Raw genomic sequence first — 21,229 nt, 5'->3', positions numbered from 1 at the left:
TGTAGGAGACTGGCGGCGTGACCGCCGCCAGCAGCGCTCCCTCCCCGGATCAGCCCACCCCGCCGTCGGTCGACGCCGCGCGCATCGAACGCGCGCTCTTCGAGATCAAGCGGGTCATCGTCGGGCAGGACCGGCTCGTCGAGCGGATGCTGGTGGGCCTGCTGTCCCGCGGGCACGTGCTGCTCGAGGGGGTGCCGGGTGTGGCCAAGACCCTCGCCGTCGAGACGCTCGCCCGGGTCGTCGGCGGCAAGTTCGCCCGCCTGCAGTTCACCCCGGACCTGGTCCCGGCCGACATCATCGGCACCCGGATCTACAAGGCGGGACAGGACGCCTTCGACACCGAGCTCGGTCCGGTGTTCGCCAACTTCGTGCTCGCCGACGAGGTCAACCGGGCGCCGGCGAAGGTGCAGTCCGCGCTGCTGGAGGTCATGGCGGAGCGACAGGTCTCGATCGGCGGGGTCACCCATCCGCTGCCCGACCCCTTCCTGGTGCTGGCCACGCAGAACCCCATCGAGAACGAGGGCGTCTACCCGCTCCCCGAGGCGCAGCGCGACCGCTTCCTGCTCAAGGTGCTCGTCGACTACCCGACCCCGGAGGAGGAGCGGGAGATCATCTACCGGATGGGCTCCGTGCCCCCGGTGGCCGAGCCGGTCCTCGGCCCCGACGACGTGCGCCGGCTGCAGCGGACCGCCTCGGAGGTCTTCGTGCACCACGCGCTCGTCGACTACGTCGTCCGCCTCGTCGTCGCCACCCGCGCCCCCCGCGAGCACGGCATGCCGGACGTGGCCGGCTGGGTGTCCTACGGCGCCAGCCCGCGCGCCTCGCTCGGCCTCATCGCGGCCGGCCGGTCGCTCGCGCTGATCCGCGGCCGCGACTACGTGCTGCCCCAGGACGTCCTGGACGTGACCGCCGACGTGCTGCGCCACCGGCTGGTGCTCTCCTACGACGCGCTGGCCGACGGGGTGCCGGCCGACCACGTCGTCAAGCGGATCGTGCAGAGCGTGCCGCTGCCGCAGGTCACGCCGCGGCAGCGGGCCGACGGCTACGGGCCGGGTTCGCCCGGTGGGCCGGTGGCTCCGTTCCCGGCCGGCCCCGGCGGATGGCAGCCGCCCGGCTCTCCGATGCTGGCTCCCCAGTACGGGCCCGGGCCGGGTGGGCAGCCGGACGGCGGACGGGCCGACAGCGGCCCGGGTCCGCAGCGGGTGTGACCGGCAACCCCACCCCGGCGTCGGGCGCGCCGCCGCACTTCGGCACCGGCGGCCCGGCCGCCGAGGCGCTGCTGCGCAAGCTCGAGCTCACCGTCCGCCGCCGGCTCGACGGGCTGCTGCAGGGCGACCACCTGGGCCTCGTTCCGGGCTCGGGCAGCGAGGCCGGCGACGCCCGCACCTACCACCCGGGCGACGACGTCCGCCGGATGGACTGGCCGGTCACCGCCCGCACGCAGGTGCCGCACGTGCGGGAGACCATCGCCGACCGGGAGCTGGAGACCTGGGCGGTGGTCGACCTGTCCGCGAGCCTGGACTTCGGCACCGCCGGGTGCGAGAAGCGCGACCTGGCCGTCGCCGGGCTGGCCGCCGTCGGCCACCTGACCGTGCGCGGCGGCAACCGGCTGGGCGCGATCGTCACCACGGGGGAGCGGGTCGACCGCTATCCGGCGACCCCCGGCCGGCTGGCTGCCGACCGGCTGCTGCGCGCCGTCGTCGCCACGCCCCGCGCGAGCGGCGGACGGCGCGGTGACCTGGCCGCCGCGCTGGAGCTGCTGCGCCGCCCGCCGCGGCGCCGCGGCCTGGTCGTGGTGATCTCCGACTTCCTCGGTGACGCCGACTGGGAGCGGCCGCTGCGCGGGCTGGGCGCGCGGCACGAGCTGCTCGCCATCGAGGTGCTCGACCCGCGGGAACTGGAGCTGACCGACGTCGGGCTGCTCACCGTGGTCGACCCGGAGAGCGGGCAGACGCTGGAGGTGCCGACCGGGGACGCCGCCTTCCGCCGCCGGTTCGCCGAGGGAGCCGCCGCGCAGCGCGCCGAGATCGCGGCCGGGCTGCGCCGCGCGGGTGCCGCGCACCTGCGGCTGCGCACCGACCGGGACTGGTTGGCCGACGTCGTCCGCTTCGTCGCCGACCGCCGGCGCGCCGGCACCGGAGGAGCCTCCCGATGACCTTCCAGTCCCCGTGGTGGCTGCTCGCCCTGCTCGCCGTGGTCGCGCTCGTGGCGCTGTACGTGCTGCTGCAGCTGCGCCGGGCCCGTTACGCCGCGCGGTTCACCAACGTGGCGCTGCTGGGCTCGCTGGTGCCCAAGCGGGCCGGCTGGCGGCGGCACGTGGCCTTCGGGCTGGTGGCGCTGGGCCTCGCCGTCCTCGTCGCCTCGCTGGCCGCGCCGAGCACCGAGGTGCGCGTCCCCCGGGACCGCGCCACGGTGATCATGGCGGTGGACGTGTCGCTGTCGATGCAGGCCACGGACGTGGAGCCCGACCGGTTCGCGGCGATGCAGATCGCGGCGAAGCAGTTCGTCGGGGTGCTGCCCGCCCGGATCAACCTGGGCCTGGTCTCCTTCGCCGGCACCGCGACCACGCTGGTCACCCCGACGACCGACCGGGACCAGGTGAGCACGGCGATCGACAACCTGGAGCTGGCCGAGGCGACCGCCATCGGCGACGCCGTCTTCACCTCGCTGACCGCCATCGCGAACTTCCAGTCCAGCCTGGAGACCGACGGGCAGGAGGCGCCGCCGGCGCGGATCGTGCTGCTGTCCGACGGGTACAGCACCGTCGGCCGGGACGCGACGCAGGCGATCGACGCGGCCAACGGCGCAGAGGTGCCGGTCTCGACGATCGCCTTCGGCACCGACTACGGCACCCTGGACCTCAACGGGGAGACCGTGCCGGTGCCGGTGGACCGGGCGACGCTGGAGCAGATCGCCGAGGAGACCGGCGGCAGCTACAGCGAGGCGGCGAGCCAGCAGGAGCTGGAGGAGGTCTACGAGGACCTCGGCAGCCAGATCGGCTACACCACCGAGCCCCAGGACATCAGCCCCTGGTTCGTCCGCGGCGGACTGCTGTTCGCCTTCCTCGGCATCGTCGCCTCGCTGCTGTGGACGAGCCGGCTGCTCTGACTGTGGGCCTCGCCGGCGCAGGGTGCCGTTCACCGCGACCGCCATCCGGGTGTCCGCGCCTCCTAGCCTCCATCCCGTGCTGTTCACGGTGGCCTCGGCGCACCTGCTGGCCATGGAGGCGCACGAGGGCCAGGTGGACGAGCACGGCCGCGACTACTACCTGTACCGGCTGCTGCCGCTCGCCGAGGCGGCCGTGCCCTACGGGGAGCTCGCCGAGATGGCGGCGGTGCTGCACCGCGTCATCGAGGACACCCGCGACCACCCCGACGTCACCCGCCGGTACGACGTCGACCGGTTGCGCGCCCTCGACGTGCCCGAGGAGGTCGTCCAGGCGATCGACGCGGTCACCCGGCGGCCGGGGGAGCGCTACCTGGGCGGGGTCATCCAGCGCTCGGCCGCGGACCGGCTGGGCCGCCTGATCGCGCTCCTGGACAACAAGCGGGCGCTCGACGAGACCCTGGTGCTGGCCCGGACCGACCCGGAACGGGCCCGCAGCCTCCGCGACGGCCGGTACCTCCCGGCGCGGCGGATCCTGCTCAAGGCCGAGGCGGCCGACGGGCACCGGATCCTGGCCTGACGGGTCCGGGGTCCCGGTCAGCGGTGGGGGTCGAGGACGAGCTTGCCGGTGGAGCGGCGGGCGAGCAGGTCCTGGTGTGCCTCGCGGACGGCGGACAGCGGGTACCGCCCGCCCGCGACCGGCCGCAGGGCGCCCTCGGCGACGAGCGGCAGCAGCTCGCCGATCGCCTCGTCGAGCATCTCCGGGCGGCTGAAGCAGTGGGCGAGCCAGAAACCGATGACGGCCCGGCTGGTGCCCATCAGCGCCTGCGCGTTCACCGGCTTCGGGGGCACCCGGCCGGCGGTGCCGTAGGCGGCGAGCCGGCCGAACGGGGCCAGCGCCGACAGCGAGCCGTCGAAGACGTTGCCGCCGGTCATCTCCAGGACGACGTCGACCTTCCGGCCGCCGTTGGCCTCGCGCAGAGCGGCGGTGAACTGCCTCGGGTCGTCCTCGGCGAGGGCCGGGTCGACGGTGGCGTCCGCGCCGAGCTCCTCGGCCAGGGCCCGCTTCTCCGCGCTGGACGCGGTGGCGATCACCCGGCCGGCGCCCCAGCGCCGGGCGAGCTGGACGGCGAGGGAGCCGACCCCGCCGGCGCCGGCGATGACGACGACGGACTCGCCGGGGGAGAGGTGGGCGCTGGTGCGGAGCAGGTGCCAGGCGGTGGCGCCCTGCAGGACGACGGCAAGCGCCTGCTCGTCGGTCACGCCGTCCGGCACCGGCCAGGTCACCCGCGGGGAGGCCGCCACCTTCTGCGCGTAGCCGCCGCCGGCGAGCAGACCGACCACCCGCGGCCCGCCGTCCGCCGGGGTGCCGACGAACTCCGCACCCGGGACCAGCGGCAGTTCCTGCGGGGCCAGGTAGCTGTTCTCGGTCTGGTGCGTGTCGGCGAAGTTGATGCCAGCGGTGGAGACGTCGTAGAGCTGCTGGCCGTCTGCCGGCGTCGGCTCGGAGACGTCGACGACGTCGAGGACCTCCGGGCCGCCGAAGCGGGTGATCTGCACAGCACGCATGGGGGCAGGCTAGGTGACTGCTTCTGAACGCACCGCGCCCCCGGTGCGCCCGCCCAGGGCTGGTCGGCTGCCGGAGCCGCCTGTCCGCCGCCGACCTCGTCGCCTGCGAGCTCGCCAGCACCTTCAGGCCGTCCTCCGACGCCGACCCAGGGACGGCCGTGTAGATGGTCACGCGGGGTCCGACCGGTCCCCGGCCGGCAGGTCGAGGTCCGCTACCGGTTCGTCATCGACGCGACCCATGCCGCGGTGATCGCGGCGCACCCGCTTCTCCGTGGGAGCCTCGCGGTGCAGGCGGCTGTCTGGCCGGGTTCCGGATCGGCGGAACTCAACTGGTCGCCACGGTGACTGCTCGGCGCACGTTGTCGCTGACGTCCAGTTGGGCGACCAGCCACGCGGCCAGGTCGACGCGAGAGATCCTACGGGCCTTCTCCCCGGTCCGGGCGTCGAAGGTCCGGACGGTGCCGGTGGCCGGCTTGTCGGTCAGGATCGCTGGGCGCGCGATGGTCCAGTCCAGCCCGCTGGCCGTGACGGCCCGCTCCATGGCCGCCTTGTCCGCGGTCGAGCCGCGCAGGAAGGTCTTGAGCAGGACCCGCAAGCCCATCGTGCCGTTGGCCAGGCTGTCGCCCACGCCGACACTGGAGGTGACCAGCAGCCGCCGGACGCCGGAACGGGTCATGGCGGCGATGACAGCTCTGGCCACGTCGGCTTCCAGCGTGGTGTTCGACTTGTACGGCGTCTTGCCGCCGATCGTGTCGATCACGGCGTCCTGTCCCGCCACCGCGGCGGCCACCGCGTCCGCGTCGGTCGCGTCGCCTTCCGCGACGTCCACTCCGGCCGGGCCGTCGTAGTCGCCGGCGTGGTGGACGAAGGCGGTGACCTGGTGTCCGGCGGTCTGCGCCTGCTGGACCACGGCACCACCGGTCTTGCCGCCGGCACCGAGCACGAGCACTCTCACGGCGTCTCCTCATCGATCAACGGTGCTCCGAGTCGAGCCGTCCACTCGCTTGGATGACAGTCACCCTAGGAGCGTTGCTCCCACGCGAGGGAGAACCGTTCGCCGGGCTGCCGAAGTGAGGGGCACCTGACACCTCCGGGGTGGCGAGGATGCCTTCGACTGTGCGGACTCGGGCCGCGTCGCGTGCGGCCTGGACAAGCCAGGACCTCCGGTCGGCCGGGTCACCGGCACCGGCAGATGAGGTCAGTTGTCTTACAGGGCGTGGTGCGTGTCGGCGAAGTTGATGCCGGCGGCGTTGACGTCGTAGAGCTGCTGGCCCTCACCGGGCGTGGGGTCGGGCAGATCGACGACGTCGAGGACCTCGGGCCCGCCGAAGCGGGCGATCTGCACGGCTCGCATGCAGGTGAGGCTAGGGCGTGCCGTGAGGCGGCTGCCCTGCCCAGGCTGCCGGCCCCCGGTGTCGCGGATCAGCTGCGCGGGGGGAGTGGCCCGGCTGTCAGGCGACGTCGGTGCGGGCGTCGTCCAGGTAGGCGCGCACCGCGGGCGCCGGGACCCGGAAGGACCGGCCGACGCGCACCGCGGCCATCTCCCCGGCGTGCACGAGGCGGTACACGGTCATCTTCGAGACGCGCATCATCGCGGCGACCTCAGCCACGGTCAGGAAGCTGACCGCAGCCCGCGGCGCGGGCGCCTCGGCCACCGGTCGCGCCGCCATCGGGCGGGCAGGCGCCGGTCGCGGGGCGACGGGTCGCTGACCCATCGGGCCGGTGCCGGGGTGCGGGACACCCGCCGGCCGAGTGTGGAGCTGGCCGTAGGCGGCCTGACGGGGGAGAGCCGGAGCGGGGGAGCGCTGGGGGAGGGGCATGTCGGTCCTCTCGAGGGGGCCACGGGACGCGGCGCCGGTTCGCCGTCGGCGACGGTGTGCGTCCGTGCTGCAACAGACGGTAAGGAAGTTGCTACGGGAGCGCGAGTGGAAGGAAGACGAGACGGAACGGTCCGATTCGGCAGTAGTTGGCCCTGAGGAGGCACGGGTCGACGCGTTGTCGCAGGTGACGCGCGCAGTACGCGACGTACACGGCCGTCCGTCAGTGGGCTCCCCACGGCGCGTCGGGTGACGCGCCGACCTGTGAGTCGGCCAGCCACCCCAGCAGGCGCCCCCGCGACCAGCAGCGACCGATGGCCTCGGCGTGCAGCTCCCATCCGTCGAACACCGCCAGACCGACGATGCTGTGGCCGGACGCGCGGCGATCGCCGAGGGTCGGGACCGCCGGCGCGACGCCGACCCCCTCCGCGGACACCCACGCCACCGCCCGGCCGGCGGCCGCTTCGTCGAGGCGGTGCAGGAAGCGCAGGCGGTCCTCGAGCGGGAACCGCGACAGCGCCCACGTGGTGGTGACGACGGGCAGGGCGTCCGCGGGCACCCGGGCGAGGGCGTCGGGCAGCACCTCGACGGCATCCCCCCGGAGCAGCAGCGGAGGGGCCGTCGCCGCCAGCGCCAGCTCCGCGTCCAGCTTCGCCATGCGCTCCGGCTCATCCGGCGCCAGGCAGGCGCGCAACCACCGGGCGTCGTCCGCGTCGGTCGCGTCCACCGGATCGACGTCGACGCCGACCCGGGCGACGACCTCGGGTACGGCTCGGGTCGGGACGGGCCGGTGCCCGACCAGCGACGCCGACAGCTGCACCGGAGAGGACGGGTCGCCCAGGGACCGTCCGTCGCTGTACGTGATGCCGACCCGATCGACATGGAGGTTGAGCCCAGGCGCGGAGCCCACGTCGATCAGCCCGACCACCGGCGCGCCGACCCGGCGCGCCGCCTCGGCGATCGCCGGGTACAGCACGGCGCAGCGTCCGGTGTCGGAGGTCTTCGTCTTCCGGCGCACCGCGATGGCCACGACCGAGTCGGTCATCCGGAGCAGCGTGTCGATCGCCGCGGCAGCGGCCGCGTCGCCGTCCGCGGCGGCATACGCCGCGGCCAGCGTCGGGGCGCGTCCGCCGAGGGCCAGGTCGTGCAGCGCGGCGAGGATCAGCGTGGGGTGCCGCTTGCGCGCCGGCGCCGCCTCGATGGCGCGCAGTGCCTCGGCGGACCCGCTCAGGGCGACGGCGACGCGTTCGTACAGCGGGGACGTCCCGGCGGCGTCGACCGCACCGAAGCGCCGGTACAGCTGGGCGAGCGTCCGGGCCCCGCCCACGGGTCCAGCGCGTCCTGCGGTCGTTCCTGGCATCCCGACATCGTGATCGATGGAACGACGCCCCGACCCGTCGCTTGCCAGAGCGCCGAGGAGATACTCGACCGAGGAACCGAGACCTCGCACCCGCCTGGTCGCCGCGGGCCCCCCGAGTCACATCCCCAGCTGTCACCGGCCGGCGCGCAGGGCGGCGATGACGCCGCCGTCCATCAGCAGGTCGGTGCCGGTGATGAAGCCGGCGTCCGGGCCGAGGAGGAAGGCCGCCGCTGAGGCCACCTCGTCCGCGGTGCCGACCCGGCCGGCGGCGGAGGTCTCGATCATCTCCCGATAGCCCTCGGCGCCCGGGCCGGACATCTCGTCGCGGGCCAGCGGGGTCAGGATGATGCCGGGGCTGATGGAGTTGACCCGGGCACCGCGGTCGCCCCAGGTGACGGCCGCGGCCTGGACGCGCAGGTGGTTGCCTGCTCCTGCACCAGCCGCTGCCCGGCGAGTTCTCGCTCACGCTCGACGCCTACCGGGCGCTGGAGAAGCTGCTGGCCGACGGCGACGTCCGCGCGATGGGCGTCAGCAACTTCATGCCCGATCACCTCGACCGGCTGCTGGCGGAGACGTCGGGGGTGCCGGCGGTCAACCAGATCGAGGTGCACCCCTACTTCCGCCAGTCCGAGCTGCTGGCGGTCCACGCCGAGCACGGGATCCTCTCGCAGGCGTGGTCGCCGATCGGCGGGATCACCTCCTACCGGGACGGCTCGCGCGGCAGCACCCTCCAGAACCCGACCATGCAGGCGATCGCGGCCGAGCACGGCCGGACGCCCGCCCAGGTGATGCTGCGCTGGCCCCTGCAGCAGGGCCGCCGGGTCATCCCCAAGTCGGTCACGCCGTCCCGGATCGCCGAGAACATCGACGTCTTCGACTTCGAGCTCACCGCGGACCAGCTGCTCGCCATCGACGCCCTCGACACCGGTGTCCGCGGCGGCCCGGAGCCCGCGCAGACACCCGGGAGAGCTTCGGCCTGCGGATCCCCGAGGCCTGACGCCGTCCGCAGGGGGCCCTGCCACTACCCCGACCAGCAGGCACTCCCTGCTGACCCCGACACGGCGTTCCATGGAAGCCGGACGGCACCGCGAGCCACCGCCCGCGCGCCGTCCCCGTCGACCCCCGATCTCAACAGAAGGGCACGATCCCGTGCGAGCAACTGTCATGTACGGCGCCGGCGACGTCCGGGTCGAAAAGGTGTCCGATCCGGTCATCGAGCAGTCCACGGACGCGGTGGTGCGCGTGGTGCGCGCCTGCGTCTGCGGCAGCGACCTGCACCCCTACCACTCCATGCCGGCCGTGGCCGAGGGCTCACCGATGGGCCACGAGTTCATCGGCGTGGTTGAGGAGGTCGGCTCCGACGTCGCCCAGGTCCAGCGGGGCGACTTCGTCATCGCCCCGTTCGCGTACTTCGACAACACCTGCGTGTTCTGCCGCGAGGGTCTGACCACGTCGTGCCAGCACGGCGGCTTCTTCTCCACCGCGCAGGCCGAGGCGGTCCGGGTGCCGCAGGCCGACGGCACCCTGGTCAAGGCGCCGGTGGGGGAGGACTCCGCGCTGCTGCCCTCGCTGCTCACGCTGTCCGACGTCCTCATCACCGGTCACCACGCCGCCGTCCGGGGCCAGGTGTCGCCGGGCAGGTCGGTGACGGTCATCGGTGACGGTGCCGTGGGTCTGCTGGCGGTGCTCTCGGCCAAGCGGCTCGGGGCCGAGCAGATCATCCTGATGGGCCGGCACCAGGTCCGCACCGACCTGGGCCGGGAGTTCGGCGCGTCCGACGTCGTCGCCGAGCGCGGCGAGGAGGGCATCGAGAAGGTGCTCGAGCTGACCGGTGGGCAGGGGACCCACGCGGTGCTGGAGTGCGTCGGCTACATGAACGCCTACGAGATGGCCGTCGGCACGGTCCGCGCGGGCGGGATCATCAGCCGGGTCGGCGTCCCCCAGTACGAGGAGGCGCCGGTCGGCTTCGCCAGCCTGTTCGGCCGCAACATCACCCTCACCGGCGGTCCCGGCGCGCAGCGCTCGTACATCGAGGAGCTGCTGCCCGACGTGCTCGAGGGCCGCATCGAGCCGGGCCGGGTGTTCGACCGCACCGTGGGCCTCGGCGAGACCCCCGAGGGCTACCGCGCCATGGACGAGCGCACCGCGCTCAAGGTCCTCGTCCAGCCCTGAGCGGAGGAGACACGATGGAGTTCCTGCCCAGGCAGCCCACCGTGCAGGGCCCGGCGGAGAGGTTCACCGGCGACGTGCACGTCGACGTCGTCTTCCGCGGCGAGGACCCGGTGCGCACCCGGGTCAACACCGTGCGGTTCGCGCCGTGCGCCCGCACCGCCTGGCACTCCCACTCCCGGGGGCAGGCGCTGCAGGTCACCGACGGGGTCGGTCTGGTGCAGGCGCGCGGCGGGGAGGTGCAGGTGATCCGTCCCGGCGACGTCATCTGGACGCCGCCGGGTGAGGAGTGGTGGCACGGCGCCGCTCCCGACCAGTTGATGGTGCACACCGCCATCTGGGAGGGCGACGACACGACCTGGGGCGACCTGGTCACCGACGAGGAGTACGGCTACCCGGGCACCGAGTGACCCGGGACGGCGGGGAACCGCCGTCCCGGCTCCTGGGCAGGGGGACGGTCGACGCCCCCGACTGCCCCCGCCCGCGCGGTGCGGGCCGGGGCAGTCGGGCACGTGGTGTGCCTACCGCAGGTCGAAGCGGTCGAGCTCCATGACCTTCACCCAGGCGGCGACGAAGTCCTGCACGAACCTCTCCTGGGCGTCGTCGGCCGAGTAGACCTCGACGATGCCGCGCAGGATGGAGTGCGAGTTGAGGACCAGGTCCACCGCGGTCGCCGTGCGCACCACCGTGCCGTCGGCGTCCAGGCCCTCGTAGACCCCCTCGGCGTCGGCCGAGGTGCGCCACGAGATGCCCAGGTCGAGCAGGTTGCGGAAGAAGTCCTGCGAGAGCACGCCGGGCCGGTCGGTGAAGACCCCGTGCGTCACGCCGCCGGTGTTCGCGCCGAGCACGCGGAGCCCGCCGAGCAGGACGGTCATCTCCTTCGCGGTCAGCTCGAGCATGTAGGCGCGGTCGACCAGCAGCGTCTCGGGGGCCAGCTTGCTGCCCGGCGCGATCCAGTTGCGGAAGCCGTCGGCCCGCGGCTCGAGCCAGCGGAAGTTGTCGACGTCGGTCTGCTCCTGCGAGGCGTCCGTGCGGCCGGGTGTGAACGGCACGGTCACCTGGACGCCGGCGTCCGCGGCGGCCTTCTCCACCGCTGCGGAGCCGCCGAGCACGATGAGGTCGGCCAGCGAGACCCGCTTGCCGGTCTGCGACTCGAACTCGCTCTTCACCCGCTCGAGCACCGGCAGGACGTCCCGGACGCCCTCGTTGACCGCCCAGCCGATCTGCGGCTCGAGGCGCAGCCGGGCGCCGTTGGCCCCGCCGCGCTTGTCGGTGCCGCGGAACGACGCCGCGGCCGACCAGGCCGTGTGCACCAGCTGCGGGACGCCCAGGCCGGAGGAGAGCAGCCGCTGCTTGAGGTCGGCGACCTCGGCCTCGCCGACCAGCTCGTGGTCGACGGCCGGGACCGGGTCCTGCCAGATGAGCTCCTCGCTCGGCACGTCCGGGCCGACGTAGCGGCTGCGCGGGCCCATGTCCCGGTGCAGGAGCTTGAACCACGCCCGGGCGTACTGGTCGGCGAAGTGGTCGGGGTCGTTGTAGAACCGCTCCGAGATCTCCCGGAACCCGGGGTCGGCCATGAGCGCGAGATCCGTGGTCGCCATCATCGGCGGGTTCTTCTTGCCCTCGATGTGCGCGTCGGGGACGAGCTGCTGCGCCTCCGGGTTCTTCGGCTTCCACTGCTTGGCCCCGGCCGGGCTCTCGGTCAGCTCCCACTCGTAGCTGAACAGCATCTGGAAGTAGGTGTTGTCCCACGTCGTCGGCGTCGGCGTCCAGGCGCCCTCGAGGCCGCTGGTGATGGTGTCGGCGCCCTTGCCGGTGCCGTGCTGGCTGATCCAGCCGAGGGCGTTGCCGTGCACCGGGCACCCCTCCGGCTCCGGCCCGACGAGCTCGGGGTTCCCCGCCCCGTGCGTCTTGCCGAACGTGTGCCCGCCGGCGATGAGCGCGACGGTCTCCTGGTCGGTCATCCCCATCCGGCTGAAGGTCACCCGGATGTCGTGAGCGGACGCGAGCGGGTCGGGCCGGCCCTGCGGACCCTCCGGGTTGACGTAGATCAAGCCCATGGTGACCGCCGCGAGGTGGCCCTCGTCGAGGTCGAGCGGGACGTCCCCGCCGTAGCGCTCGTCACCGAGCCAGGTGTCCTCCGGACCCCAGAAGATCTCCTCGGGCTGCCAGGCGTCCTCGCGGCCGAAGGCGAACCCGAAGGTCTTCAGGCCCATGTCGTCGTGCGCGACGTTGCCGGCCAGCAGGAGCAGGTCGGCCCAGGAGAGCTTGCGGCCGTACTTCTGCTTGATCGGCAGCAGCAGGCGACGGGCCTTGTCCAGGTTGGCGTTGTCCGGCCAGCTGTTCAGCGGGGCGAAGCGCTGCGCGCCGGTGGCGCCGCTGCCGCGGCCGTCGGCGATGCGGTACGTGCCGGCCGCGTGCCAGGACATCCGGATGAACAGCGGGCCGTAGTGGCCCCAGTCGGCCGGCCACCAGTCCTGCGAGGTGCGCATGACCTGGACGAGGTCGCGCTTGAGCTCCTCGACGTCGAGCTTCGCGAACTCGGCCCGGTAGTCGAAGTCCTCGCCCAGCGGGTCGGAGTCCCTCGAGGGCTTGTTGAGCACCGTCAGGTCGACCTGGTTCGGCCACCAGTCGCGGTTGGTGTGCGGCCGCTGGTCGGTGGCCACGGTCGGCGAGGGGATCGCCGGGTTCTCGCTCTCGCTCGTGCTGTGGCTGTGGGCCTTGCCGGCCTCGGTCTTGTCGTGCTCGCTCACGTGGTGCCTCTCTGTGCTGCGGAACTGTCGGTGGTCGGAGGGCTGGCAGGGGGCGTGGCGCAGGACCGGCACCGGCCCCAGTAGATGACCTCGGCCTCGTCGACGAGGAAGCCCGCGTCGGCGGAGGGGGTGAGGCAGGGTGCCTCCCCGGCGGCGCAGTCGACATCGCTGATGGCGCCGCAGGACCGGCACACCAGGTGGTGGTGGTTGTCCCCGACCCGCGCCTCGTAGCGCGCGACGGAGCCCTGCGGCTGGATGCGCCGGACCAGGCCCTTGTCGGTGAGGATCCGCAGCACGTCGTACACCGCCTGGTGTGACAACGCGCCCAGGCGGGCGCGGGCGGCGCCGATCAGCGCCTCGGTGTCGACGTGCGGGTGCTCGTGGACGGCGTTCAACACCGCCAGGCGCGGGCGGGTGACCCGCAGACCCGCCGCGCGCAGCGCCCGCTCGAGGTCTGCGACGTCCGGCACCGCCTCATCGTCACGGCCTTCCTTGAACCAGTCAACATCCAGCCTGGCACGGCACAGGTCGCCAGGTCGCACGTGGCACGCCGCTGATAAGGGTGGACGACGTCGGGGACCACCGCCCGGCGTTGCAGCGGCCCGGTCGCTGCCAGACGTCGAGGCGGACGATGTAGAAGGACTGGCTCGCGCCCGGGTGCCGCCGTCCGCGTTGCCCGGCTGCAGTTCCAGCCGGGTGTTCTCGTCCGGCCAGCGGTGGGGCTCGAAGATCCGGACCCCGGTGGGCCACGCGGTCGCCGAGCTCCACACACGACCAGGAGCCCGTGCGCCGCCGTGGACGGTGGCGCACAGGCTCCTGGTCTGTGGTGATCTGAGGCCGGGCCGCCGGCGCGTGTCGTAGAGGCGGGCCCAGCGGCGGGTCAGTCCCGGCCGGTCATCAGCGCCGGGTCGGTCACCGGCAGGCCGATGTGGGCCGCGTCGTCGTCCCGGGTGGCCCGGACGTTCCGGAGGTGACGGGCCACGGCAGCGGTCAGCTGGGCGCCCCGCCGAGGAATGCCCGCCCGCTCGATGGTGGCGGTGGCGCGGTGCGAGGCGATCGGGGTCACTGTGGAGCTCCTGTTTCACAAATGGTCATGTCGTACGTCCGACCATAATGCGAGATTGACGATCGGGCCGCACAGAAGGCCTGTGATCATGACCACCAGTTGGCCGTGGCAAGCAATGCTGTGCGCGCCATCACAGAAACATGGCAGGCATGTGACCTGCACCTCCGCGTCGACCTGCGGCTCGTGCTCGGCATTCATCACCGTTCCGCGTCCCGTTTTCCCCATGCCATTTTGTGGTGTTCGGTCGACTCGTACGGATGGCGTTGTCGCATTTTTTTCGGGCCGATCGGAGGGTCGTAGGCGAGCGTCTCGGAAGTCCCGTCGATCCGGGTCATGGCGCGCCTCCGGTACGAGCGCCTCGTCGTCTCGTGCCGAACCTCGACAGCAGGGTCGGAGGGCTCGCCGGATCGCGGTCAGCGCCGCCGTTCCGACGCCGCGCACCATGCGCTGGTCCGCACCTGGGACCGCGCCGGCTGCGTCATGATGGGCACCTCGACGCGGGAGGGACGATGGCCGGTTACACCGCGACCGCGATCTGCGAGGGTGACCACTGGGTGATCGACGTCGACGGCGTCGGCACCACCGAGGCCGACACCGTCGACGACATCCAGGAGATGGCCGTTGACCTGGTCGTCGCGACCACCCACGCCGCCCACGAGGACGTGCACGTCGACGTGCGCATCGTCTGACCCGGCCGCGCCGGCGCGGCCGGGTCGGACGGTCACCGGTTCGCGTCGTCCCGCAGGAGGCGCAGCCAGCCGAGCAGGAGCGCGCCACCGGCCCAGGCGAGCATGGTCGTCACCGACGACGTCTGCGTCATCCCGGGCACCTCGCCGAGCAGCAGGAACGCCGCGCCGCTGCCGGGCAGGACCTGGGCGAGCTCGGTCATCCACTCGTAGCCGAACTGCGGCAGCAGCACCGGGAGGAGCAGCATCAGCAGGAAGACGGTGACCAGGCCGCCGGCCGTGTTCCGCAGCACGAAGCCGAGCCCGACCGCCAGGGCGGTGCCGGCCGCGAACACGAGGGCGATGGTGCCCAGCACGTCCAAGCCCTCGTCGAGGGGCAGCGTGAGGCTCGGGCGTCCGGCGGTGAAGGCCGCGAGGGCCGAGCCGAGGCCCAGCAGCACGCCGAGGGTCGTGGCGGTGCCCACCGTCACCAGCAGCCGGGCGAGCAGGAGGATGGTGCGGCGCGGCGTCCACTGCAGGGTCGGCACGATCCCACCGGTCGCGTAGTCGGACGTGACGGCGGTGAGGGCGAGCGCCAGCAGGGCGAACTGCGCCGGCATGGCGGTGACGGGCACGATCGCCCAGGCCGGGTCGCCCTGCGGAGGCACCGGGTCGGTGGCCACGTCGAAGCCGGCGGCGGCGCCGATGCCCACCATCACCCCGGCCGCGGCGGCCAGGAAGAACCCGGTGGTGCGGACCGTCCACAGCCGGGTCCACTCGGCCGCGCAGGTGCGGGCGAGAACCCGCCAGGACGGGACGTCGGCCTCCCGGACCGGTGTGACCAGCGCCGTCACCGTGCTCCCTCCGTCGTCAGGACCGGCTCGTCCCGGCCCCCGTGGTACTCCACGCTCGTGCCGGTCAGCGCCAGGTAGGCGTCCTCCAGCGACTGGGCCACCTCGGCGAGGTGGCGCAGCGGGATGTGCGCGGCGTTGGCCAGGTCGCCCACCAGCTCGGCGGTGGCGTCCTGGACCTGCAGCTCGTCCGCCTCGATCCGGGCGACGGTGAGGCCGCGCTCCCGGAGCCGGACGAGCAGCGCCTCGGACTCCGAGCTGCGGACCCGCACCTGCCCGTGACCCAGCCCGCTGAGGATCTCCGCCGTCGTCGCGTCGGCGATCAGCCGGCCGCGGCCGATGACCACCAGCCGGTCGGCGGTCTGCTCCATCTCGCTCAGCAGGTGACTGGAGACCAGCACCGTGCGCCCCTCGTCGGCGAGCTGGCGCAGCAGCCCGCGGATCCAGCGGACGCCGTCGAGGTCCAGCCCGTTGACCGGCTCGTCGAACAGCAGCACGCGGGGGTCGGCCAGGAGGGCCGCGGCGATCCCCAGCCGCTGCCGCATGCCGAGCGAGTAGCCCTTGATCCGGCGGCGGGCCGCACGACCGAGCCCGACGAGCTCGATCACCTCCTCCACCCGGCGCAGCGGGACGCCGTTGGTCCGGGCCGCCACGCGCAGGTGGTTGCGACCGGTGCGGCCGGGGTGCACGGAGCTCGGGTCCAGGAGCGCGCCGACCTCGCGCAGCGGTTCGGGGGACGTCGGGAACGGCCGGCCGTTCACCAGTGCCGCACCGGAGGTGGGCCGGTCCAGGCCCAGCACCATCCGCATCGTCGTGGACTTGCCGGCTCCGTTGGGCCCCAGGAACCCGGTCACCTTCCCCGGCTGGACGTCGAAGCTCAGGTCGTCGACGGCCAGGACGTCGCCGTAGCGCTTGGTCAGCCCGCGGACCTCGATCACCGGCGCGCTCCCGGCGGAGTGCCCTGCGACCGGCCCCGCCGGAGGGCCCGCACGGCGTACGCGATGGCGCCGAGGACGAGCAGTGCGCCCAGACCCTGGAGGCCGGGGGAGTCGTCGGACTCGCCGTACACGACGGCGAAGACGCCGAGCGCGACGGCCAGGGCGGTGCCGACGACGAGCGGGAGGTGCTTCACGGGGTCTCCTCCAGTCGGGGGCTGTGCGCGGCGCCGTCGTGGTCGTCGACCCACTCGAGGAGGTCCCCGGGCTGGCAGTCGAGGACCCGGCACATGGCCTCTAGGGTGCTGAACCGCACGGCCTTGGCGCGGCCGTTCTTCAGCACCGCCACGTTCGCCGGCGTGAGACCGACCCGGTCGGCGAACTCGCCGACGCTCATCTTGCGTCTGGCCAGCTCCACGTCGATGCGGACGACGATGGCCATCAGATGACCGCTTCCAGGTCGGTCCGGAGCGACGTGGCCTGCCGCAGCAGCTCGCGCATGACCACCATCAGCAGCCCCAGCACCGTGAGGCCCATGCCCAGCAGGAGCAGCAGGAGCGGGAGCCCGGGGTCGTCGGCGTGGAAGGCGACGTAGAGGGAGAACCCGCCGAGCACCACCCAGGCGGCGGCGATGGCCCACACGATCGCGTCCACCCACACCATGGACGCCTCGCTGAAGATGCGGTCGTCCCGGACCAGGGTGAGGAGCTTCCAGGTGGACACGATCACCACCTGCACGCACAGCACCCAGAACACCGTGATGGCGGTCATCGGCCACCGGAGGTAAGCCATGTCCGGGTTCTGCTCGGCCATGTACGCGAACTGCCCGGGCAGGGACATGACCTGGAAGAGGACCAGCAGTGCGAACAACAGCACGAGGAAGACTCTGAGCGGGCCCACCGCTCGTTGCGCGATTAACATGCATCGACTCTCACGGGCTTCCTATCGAAAGTCAATAAGCCACGCCCGTGCGGGTGAGAAGTCGCGGGCACCGTTGCTCCGGGGGCCCTCCGGCGGTCCACCCCGCCGGAGGGTGAGGGCCGGCGGCGGTGCGGTGGACGGGACGGCGTCCCAGCGGGTACAGACGGTCACGACGGATCCCGGCCGGAGGAGTGGACGTGCTCATCGGAGTGCCCAGAGAGTCCCGCCCCGGGGAGACGCGGGTGGCCGCGACGCCGACGACCGTGGTGCAGCTGATCGACCTCGGCTACACGGTCGTCGTCGAGAGCGGCGCGGGCGCCGCGGCCAGCGCGCGGGACGAGGACTACGAGGCCGCCGGTGCCCGGATCGGGGACGCGGCCGAGGCGTGGGGCGCCGACGTGGTGCTGCACGTGGGCAAGCCGGCTCCCGAGGAGATCGCCGCGCTCCGAGACGGCGGGGTGCTGATCAGCGTGCTGACCCCGGCGCTGGACCCCGAGCTGGTCGCCCGGCTGGCCACCCGGCCGGTCACCGCCCTGGCGGTGGACGCCGTCCCCCGGATCTCCCGCGCGCAGGGCATGGACGTGCTCAGCTCGATGGCGAACATCGCCGGCTACCGGGCCGTCATCGAGGCCGCGCACGCCTTCGGCCGGTTCTTCACCGGCCAGGTCACCGCGGCCGGGAAGGTGCCGCCGGCGAAGGTGCTCGTCTGCGGCGCCGGCGTCGCCGGTCTCGCCGCGATCGGTGCGGCCAGCAGCCTGGGCGCGATCGTCCGGGCGACCGACGTCCGCCCGGAGGTGGCCGAGCAGGTGCGCTCGGTGGGCGGCGAGTACGTCGCCGTCCGGGCCGCCGAGCAGCGGGTGAGTGCGGACGGCTACGCCCGGGAGATGTCCGAGGACTTCAACCAGCGGGCCGCCGAGCTCTACGCCGAGCAGGCCCGCGACGTCGACATCGTCATCACGACGGCGCTGATCCCCGGCCGGCCGGCACCGCGGCTGATCACCGAGGAGATGGTCGCGAGCATGCGGCCGGGCAGCGTCGTGGTGGACATGGCCGCCGCGCAGGGGGGCAACGTCGCCGGCTCGGTGCCCGACCAGGTCGTCGTCACGTCCAACGGCGTGACGATCATCGGCTACACCGACCTGGCGGGGCGGCTGCCGGCGCAGGCTTCCCAGCTGTACGGCACCAACCTGCTGAACCTGCTGAAGCTGCTCACCCCGGCCCGGGACGGCCAGCTGGTGCTCGACCTGGACGACGTCGTGCAGCGCGCCATCACCGTGGTCCGGAACGGCGAGACGCTCTGGCCCCCGCCGCCGGTCCAGGTCTCCGCGGCACCCGCCGTCCCGGAGCCACCGCCGGCCCCGGTGAAGGCGCCGGCGCGTGAGCCGATGACGCCCGCGCGGCGCTCGGCACTGGTCGGGCTCGGCGCTGCGGTGCTCTTCCTGCTGACGGCGTTCGCGCCGGGCCAGCTGGTCGGCAACCTCACCGTCTTCGCGCTGGCCGTGGTGGTCGGCTTCTACGTCATCGGGCACGTGCACCACGCCCTGCACACCCCGCTGATGAGCGTCACCAACGCCATCTCCGGGATCATCGTCGTCGGCGCGCTGCTGCAGGTCGGGCACGGGAACACCGTCGTCACCGTGCTGGCCGTCGTCGCCGTCCTCCTGGCCAGCATCAACGTGTTCGGCGGCTTCGCCGTGACCCGCCGCATGCTCGCCATGTTCACGCCCACCCGGTCCGCCCGATGAGCGCCACCACCGCGGCTGGGGCCGCCTACCTCGTCGCCGGGCTGCTGTTCGTGCTGAGCCTGGCCGGGCTGTCCCGGCACGAGACGGCGCGGGCCGGCAACCGCTTCGGCATGGCCGGCATGGCGCTGGCGCTCGCCGCCACCGTCGGCCTCGCCGCCCGCGACCTCGAGACGGTGGCGGTCACGCTGATCGTCGTCGCCATGGGCGCCGGCGCGGCGATCGGCCTCTGGCGGGCCCGGCGGGTCGCGATGACCGGCATGCCCGAGCTCATCGCGCTGCTGCACAGCTTCGTCGGCCTGGCCGCGGTGCTGGTCGGCTGGAACGGATACCTCGGGGTCGAGGGCGCGCCCGCAGGCGAGGCGGAGGTGCTCGACCTGCCGGTCGGCATCCACTCCGCCGAGGTGGGGATCGGCGTGTTCATCGGCGCGGTCACCTTCACCGGGTCGATCGTCGCCTTCCTCAAGCTGTCGGCGCGGATCCGCTCCAACCCGCTGATGCTGCCCGGCCGCAACGCGCTGAACCTCGGCGCGGTGGGCGCCTTCGCCCTCCTGACCGTGGTGTTCGTCGTCGAGCCGAGCCTGCTGGTGCTGGCCGCCCTGACCGTGCTCGCGCTGGCGCTGGGCTGGCACCTGGTCGCCTCGATCGGCGGCGGGGACATGCCGGTCGTCGTCTCGATGCTGAACAGCTACTCTGGGTGGGCCGCCGCGGCGTCGGGCTTCCTGCTCGACAACGACCTGCTGATCATCACCGGCGCGCTGGTCGGCTCCTCCGGTGCCTACCTGTCCTACGTGATGTGCCAGGCGATGAACCGGTCGTTCCTGTCGGTGATCGCCGGTGGGTTCGGCATCGAGGGCGGCAGCGTGGCCGCCACCGAGGACGGCGAGTACACCGAGGTCACCGCCGACGAGGTGGCCGCCCTCCTCCGGGACGCCGAGTCGGTGGTCATCACGCCGGGCTACGGCATGGCGGTGGCGCACGCCCAGGGGCCGGTCGCCGAGCTCGCCCGCACGCTCACCGAGGCCGGGGTGCAGGTGCGCTTCGGCATCCACCCGGTCGCCGGCCGGCTGCCCGGGCACATGAACGTGCTGCTGGCCGAGGCCAAGGTGCCGTACGACATCGTCCTGGAGATGGACGAGATCAACGACGACTTGGCCAAGACCTCGGTCGTGCTCGTCATCGGCGCCAACGACACCGTCAACCCCGCCGCCACCGAGGACCCCGGCAGCCCGATCGCCGGCATGCCGGTCCTCACCGTGTGGGAGGCCGAGCACGTCGTGGTCTTCAAGCGGTCGATGAGCACCGGCTACGCCGGGGTCCAGAACCCGCTGTTCTTCAAGGAGAACACCCGGATGCTCTTCGGCGACGCCCGCCAGCGGGTCGAGGACGTCCTCAAGGCGCTCTGACCCGGCCGCCCGACGCCGGGTCAGAGCAGGTGCAGCAGCGCGACCGTGCCCAGCCTGCAGACCGTCGCCAGCACGACGCTGCCCCGCCGCCAGGCCACCGCGGCGGTGACGACTGCTCCGGCGAGGAAGGCCGGGTCCACGCCGCCCGGGCCGCCGACCAGTGCCGCGGCGATCACCGGGGCCAGGACGGCCGGGCCGACGTGGGGGAGCGCGCGCCGGACCGGCCCCGGCAGCTGCCCGGCCGGGACGAGCGTGATGAGCGGGACCCGCAGCAGCCAGGTCACCGCGGCGGCGCCGGCCCAGGCGACGAGCGCGGTCACGACGCCTCGCCCTGGGCCAGGACGGACGCCCCGATGCCGGCCGCCGCGCCGATCAGCACCGGGATCCCGGCGGGCAGGGCACCGCTCAGGGTGAGCGCGCCGGTGACCACCGCCGCCGTGCCGGCCGCCACCAGTGCCGGCCGGTCGGTGACGCGGGGAACCAGCAATGACAGGAAGACGGCGGCTGGGGCGAAGGCCAGCACGGGGGTCGCGGCGGCGAGCACCGGCCCGGCCACCACGCCGAGGGCGACCAGGCCGGTCCAGGTGAGGGCCAGCGCGCCGCCCAGCGTCATCCAGTAGCGGCGGAAGTGAGTGGCGTCCCGCAGGTCGTCGCGGGCGGTGACCAGCACGAAGGTCTGCTCGAGCTTCCCGCACCCTTTCCGCGCGGCGGCGGCCGCCCGGAAGGAGCGGGGAGCCGGTCCACGTCAGGCGACGACGACCTCGATGCCGGCGGCCTCCAGCGCCGCGAGCGTCTCCTGGTCGGCGCCGTCGTCGGTGACCAGCACGTCGACGTCCTCGGGAGCGGCGAACCGGACGAGGGTCTCCCGGT

26 protein-coding genes are annotated in these 21,229 nt (G+C 73.4%); 10 read left to right on the top strand and 16 right to left on the bottom strand.

Annotated elements, in window-relative coordinates; translation table 11 throughout:
* The first annotated feature begins 17 nt into the window (after positions 1–17).
* The 4 genes from HK417_RS26470 (at position 18) to HK417_RS12935 (ending at position 3,685) form a co-directional block, all read left to right on the top strand.
* Positions 18–1,208 (top strand): AAA family ATPase, encoded by a 1,191-nt coding sequence (locus HK417_RS26470; protein ID WP_222267070.1) that lies wholly within the window; start codon positions 18–20, stop codon positions 1,206–1,208.
* Complete coding sequence (locus tag HK417_RS12945) at positions 1,205–2,155, top strand: DUF58 domain-containing protein (RefSeq protein ID WP_222267068.1); 951 nt, start codon at positions 1,205–1,207, stop codon at positions 2,153–2,155. Before HK417_RS26470 ends, HK417_RS12945 begins: the two co-directional genes overlap by 4 nt.
* Entirely contained in the window at positions 2,152–3,108 is a 957-nt protein-coding gene (locus tag HK417_RS12940; RefSeq protein WP_222267066.1) for a VWA domain-containing protein, read from the top strand. Before HK417_RS12945 ends, HK417_RS12940 begins: the two co-directional genes overlap by 4 nt.
* Positions 3,109–3,184: 76 nt before the next feature.
* A complete protein-coding gene (locus HK417_RS12935; protein ID WP_222267064.1) occupies positions 3,185–3,685 on the top strand; it encodes a phosphohydrolase in 501 nt (166 codons plus the stop codon).
* A gap of 17 nt (positions 3,686–3,702) precedes the next feature.
* Here HK417_RS12935 and HK417_RS12930 read toward each other — a convergent pair whose 3' ends face one another.
* From HK417_RS12930 to HK417_RS12905, 6 genes are all read right to left on the bottom strand, one after another.
* Positions 3,703–4,674: a quinone oxidoreductase family protein gene (locus tag HK417_RS12930; RefSeq protein ID WP_222267062.1), complete on the bottom strand. Its 972-nt coding sequence runs from the start codon at positions 4,672–4,674 to the stop codon at positions 3,703–3,705.
* A gap of 325 nt (positions 4,675–4,999) precedes the next feature.
* Complete coding sequence (locus HK417_RS12925; RefSeq protein ID WP_222267060.1) at positions 5,000–5,629, bottom strand: NAD(P)-dependent oxidoreductase; 630 nt, start codon at positions 5,627–5,629, stop codon at positions 5,000–5,002.
* 252 nt (positions 5,630–5,881) lie between these two features.
* Positions 5,882–6,028, bottom strand: coding sequence for a Zn-dependent oxidoreductase (locus tag HK417_RS12920; protein WP_222267058.1), 147 nt, complete (start codon positions 6,026–6,028; stop codon positions 5,882–5,884).
* 97 nt (positions 6,029–6,125) lie between these two features.
* Entirely contained in the window at positions 6,126–6,494 is a 369-nt protein-coding gene (locus tag HK417_RS27285) for an excisionase family DNA-binding protein (RefSeq protein WP_261326569.1), read from the bottom strand.
* Between the two features lie 220 nt (positions 6,495–6,714).
* Positions 6,715–7,818, bottom strand: coding sequence for a DUF2332 domain-containing protein (locus tag HK417_RS12910; RefSeq protein WP_222267057.1), 1,104 nt, complete (start codon positions 7,816–7,818; stop codon positions 6,715–6,717).
* A 165-nt stretch (positions 7,819–7,983) separates the two neighbouring features.
* Positions 7,984–8,268 carry an SDR family oxidoreductase gene (locus HK417_RS12905; RefSeq protein WP_261326596.1) on the bottom strand — a complete coding sequence of 95 codons (285 nt, stop codon included), beginning with the start codon at positions 8,266–8,268 and terminating at the stop codon, positions 7,984–7,986.
* 104 nt (positions 8,269–8,372) lie between these two features.
* Here HK417_RS12905 and HK417_RS26465 point away from each other — a divergent pair, with 104 nt between their 5' ends.
* From HK417_RS26465 to HK417_RS12890, 3 genes are read left to right on the top strand one after another with little or no spacing between them, the layout of a single operon-like run.
* Positions 8,373–9,197, top strand: coding sequence for an aldo/keto reductase (locus HK417_RS26465; protein ID WP_308123553.1), 825 nt, complete (start codon positions 8,373–8,375; stop codon positions 9,195–9,197).
* The gene (locus HK417_RS12895) at positions 9,085–10,023 is read left to right on the top strand and encodes a zinc-binding dehydrogenase (RefSeq protein ID WP_308123565.1); all 939 of its coding nucleotides are present in this window, start codon (positions 9,085–9,087) and stop codon (positions 10,021–10,023) included. Before HK417_RS26465 ends, HK417_RS12895 begins: the two co-directional genes overlap by 113 nt.
* A 14-nt stretch (positions 10,024–10,037) precedes the next feature.
* Positions 10,038–10,430, top strand: coding sequence for a (R)-mandelonitrile lyase (locus HK417_RS12890; protein ID WP_222267055.1), 393 nt, complete (start codon positions 10,038–10,040; stop codon positions 10,428–10,430).
* A gap of 111 nt (positions 10,431–10,541) precedes the next feature.
* Here HK417_RS12890 and katG read toward each other — a convergent pair whose 3' ends face one another.
* The 3 genes from katG to HK417_RS12875 all read right to left on the bottom strand — a co-directional run bounded on the left by katG (position 10,542) and on the right by HK417_RS12875 (position 13,839).
* Entirely contained in the window at positions 10,542–12,773 is a 2,232-nt protein-coding gene (katG, locus tag HK417_RS12885; RefSeq protein WP_308123552.1) for a catalase/peroxidase HPI, read from the bottom strand.
* Positions 12,770–13,243 carry a Fur family transcriptional regulator gene (locus HK417_RS12880; RefSeq protein ID WP_222267053.1) on the bottom strand — a complete coding sequence of 158 codons (474 nt, stop codon included), beginning with the start codon at positions 13,241–13,243 and terminating at the stop codon, positions 12,770–12,772. Before HK417_RS12880 ends, katG begins: the two co-directional genes overlap by 4 nt.
* A gap of 410 nt (positions 13,244–13,653) precedes the next feature.
* Complete coding sequence (locus HK417_RS12875; RefSeq protein ID WP_222267051.1) at positions 13,654–13,839, bottom strand: hypothetical protein; 186 nt, start codon at positions 13,837–13,839, stop codon at positions 13,654–13,656.
* Positions 13,840–14,348: 509 nt separating this feature from the next.
* Between HK417_RS12875 and HK417_RS12870 the strand changes: the two genes are divergently transcribed.
* On the top strand, positions 14,349–14,528 hold the full coding sequence (locus HK417_RS12870; protein ID WP_222267049.1) for a hypothetical protein: 180 nt from the start codon (positions 14,349–14,351) through the stop codon (positions 14,526–14,528).
* 32 nt (positions 14,529–14,560) lie between these two features.
* Here HK417_RS12870 and HK417_RS12865 read toward each other — a convergent pair whose 3' ends face one another.
* Genes HK417_RS12865 through HK417_RS12845 form a run of 5 tightly spaced genes read right to left on the bottom strand, consistent with a single transcriptional unit; the run spans position 14,561 to position 17,166 of the window.
* The gene (locus tag HK417_RS12865) at positions 14,561–15,358 is read right to left on the bottom strand and encodes a hypothetical protein (protein ID WP_222267047.1); all 798 of its coding nucleotides are present in this window, start codon (positions 15,356–15,358) and stop codon (positions 14,561–14,563) included.
* On the bottom strand, positions 15,355–16,293 hold the full coding sequence (locus HK417_RS12860) for an ABC transporter ATP-binding protein (RefSeq protein WP_222267045.1): 939 nt from the start codon (positions 16,291–16,293) through the stop codon (positions 15,355–15,357). Before HK417_RS12860 ends, HK417_RS12865 begins: the two co-directional genes overlap by 4 nt.
* A complete protein-coding gene (locus tag HK417_RS12855) occupies positions 16,290–16,487 on the bottom strand; it encodes a hypothetical protein (RefSeq protein WP_222267043.1) in 198 nt (65 codons plus the stop codon). The genes HK417_RS12860 and HK417_RS12855 overlap by 4 nt, the downstream gene beginning before the upstream one ends.
* Complete coding sequence (locus tag HK417_RS12850; RefSeq protein ID WP_222267041.1) at positions 16,484–16,732, bottom strand: helix-turn-helix domain-containing protein; 249 nt, start codon at positions 16,730–16,732, stop codon at positions 16,484–16,486. Before HK417_RS12850 ends, HK417_RS12855 begins: the two co-directional genes overlap by 4 nt.
* Positions 16,732–17,166: a DUF2975 domain-containing protein gene (locus HK417_RS12845; RefSeq protein ID WP_308123551.1), complete on the bottom strand. Its 435-nt coding sequence runs from the start codon at positions 17,164–17,166 to the stop codon at positions 16,732–16,734. The genes HK417_RS12850 and HK417_RS12845 overlap by 1 nt, the downstream gene beginning before the upstream one ends.
* Positions 17,167–17,402: 236 nt before the next feature.
* Between HK417_RS12845 and HK417_RS12840 the strand changes: the two genes are divergently transcribed.
* Positions 17,403–18,956, top strand: coding sequence for a Re/Si-specific NAD(P)(+) transhydrogenase subunit alpha (locus HK417_RS12840; RefSeq protein ID WP_308123550.1), 1,554 nt, complete (start codon positions 17,403–17,405; stop codon positions 18,954–18,956).
* Positions 18,953–20,359: a Re/Si-specific NAD(P)(+) transhydrogenase subunit beta gene (gene pntB / locus HK417_RS12835; RefSeq protein ID WP_222267035.1), complete on the top strand. Its 1,407-nt coding sequence runs from the start codon at positions 18,953–18,955 to the stop codon at positions 20,357–20,359. The genes HK417_RS12840 and pntB overlap by 4 nt, the downstream gene beginning before the upstream one ends.
* A gap of 20 nt (positions 20,360–20,379) precedes the next feature.
* Here the strand turns inward: pntB and HK417_RS12830 are convergent, their stop codons facing one another.
* Positions 20,380–20,679: an AzlD domain-containing protein gene (locus HK417_RS12830; RefSeq protein ID WP_222267033.1), complete on the bottom strand. Its 300-nt coding sequence runs from the start codon at positions 20,677–20,679 to the stop codon at positions 20,380–20,382.
* Positions 20,676–21,029 (bottom strand): hypothetical protein, encoded by a 354-nt coding sequence (locus HK417_RS12825; protein ID WP_222267031.1) that lies wholly within the window; start codon positions 21,027–21,029, stop codon positions 20,676–20,678. Before HK417_RS12825 ends, HK417_RS12830 begins: the two co-directional genes overlap by 4 nt.
* Between the last annotated feature and the right edge of the window lie 200 nt (positions 21,030–21,229).

Origin of the sequence: Modestobacter marinus, from assembly GCF_019799945.1 — a bacterium.
In the GTDB taxonomy this organism is placed as follows: domain Bacteria; phylum Actinomycetota; class Actinomycetes; order Mycobacteriales; family Geodermatophilaceae; genus Modestobacter; species Modestobacter marinus_B.
This window is presented reverse-complemented; position numbering and strand designations above follow the sequence as displayed.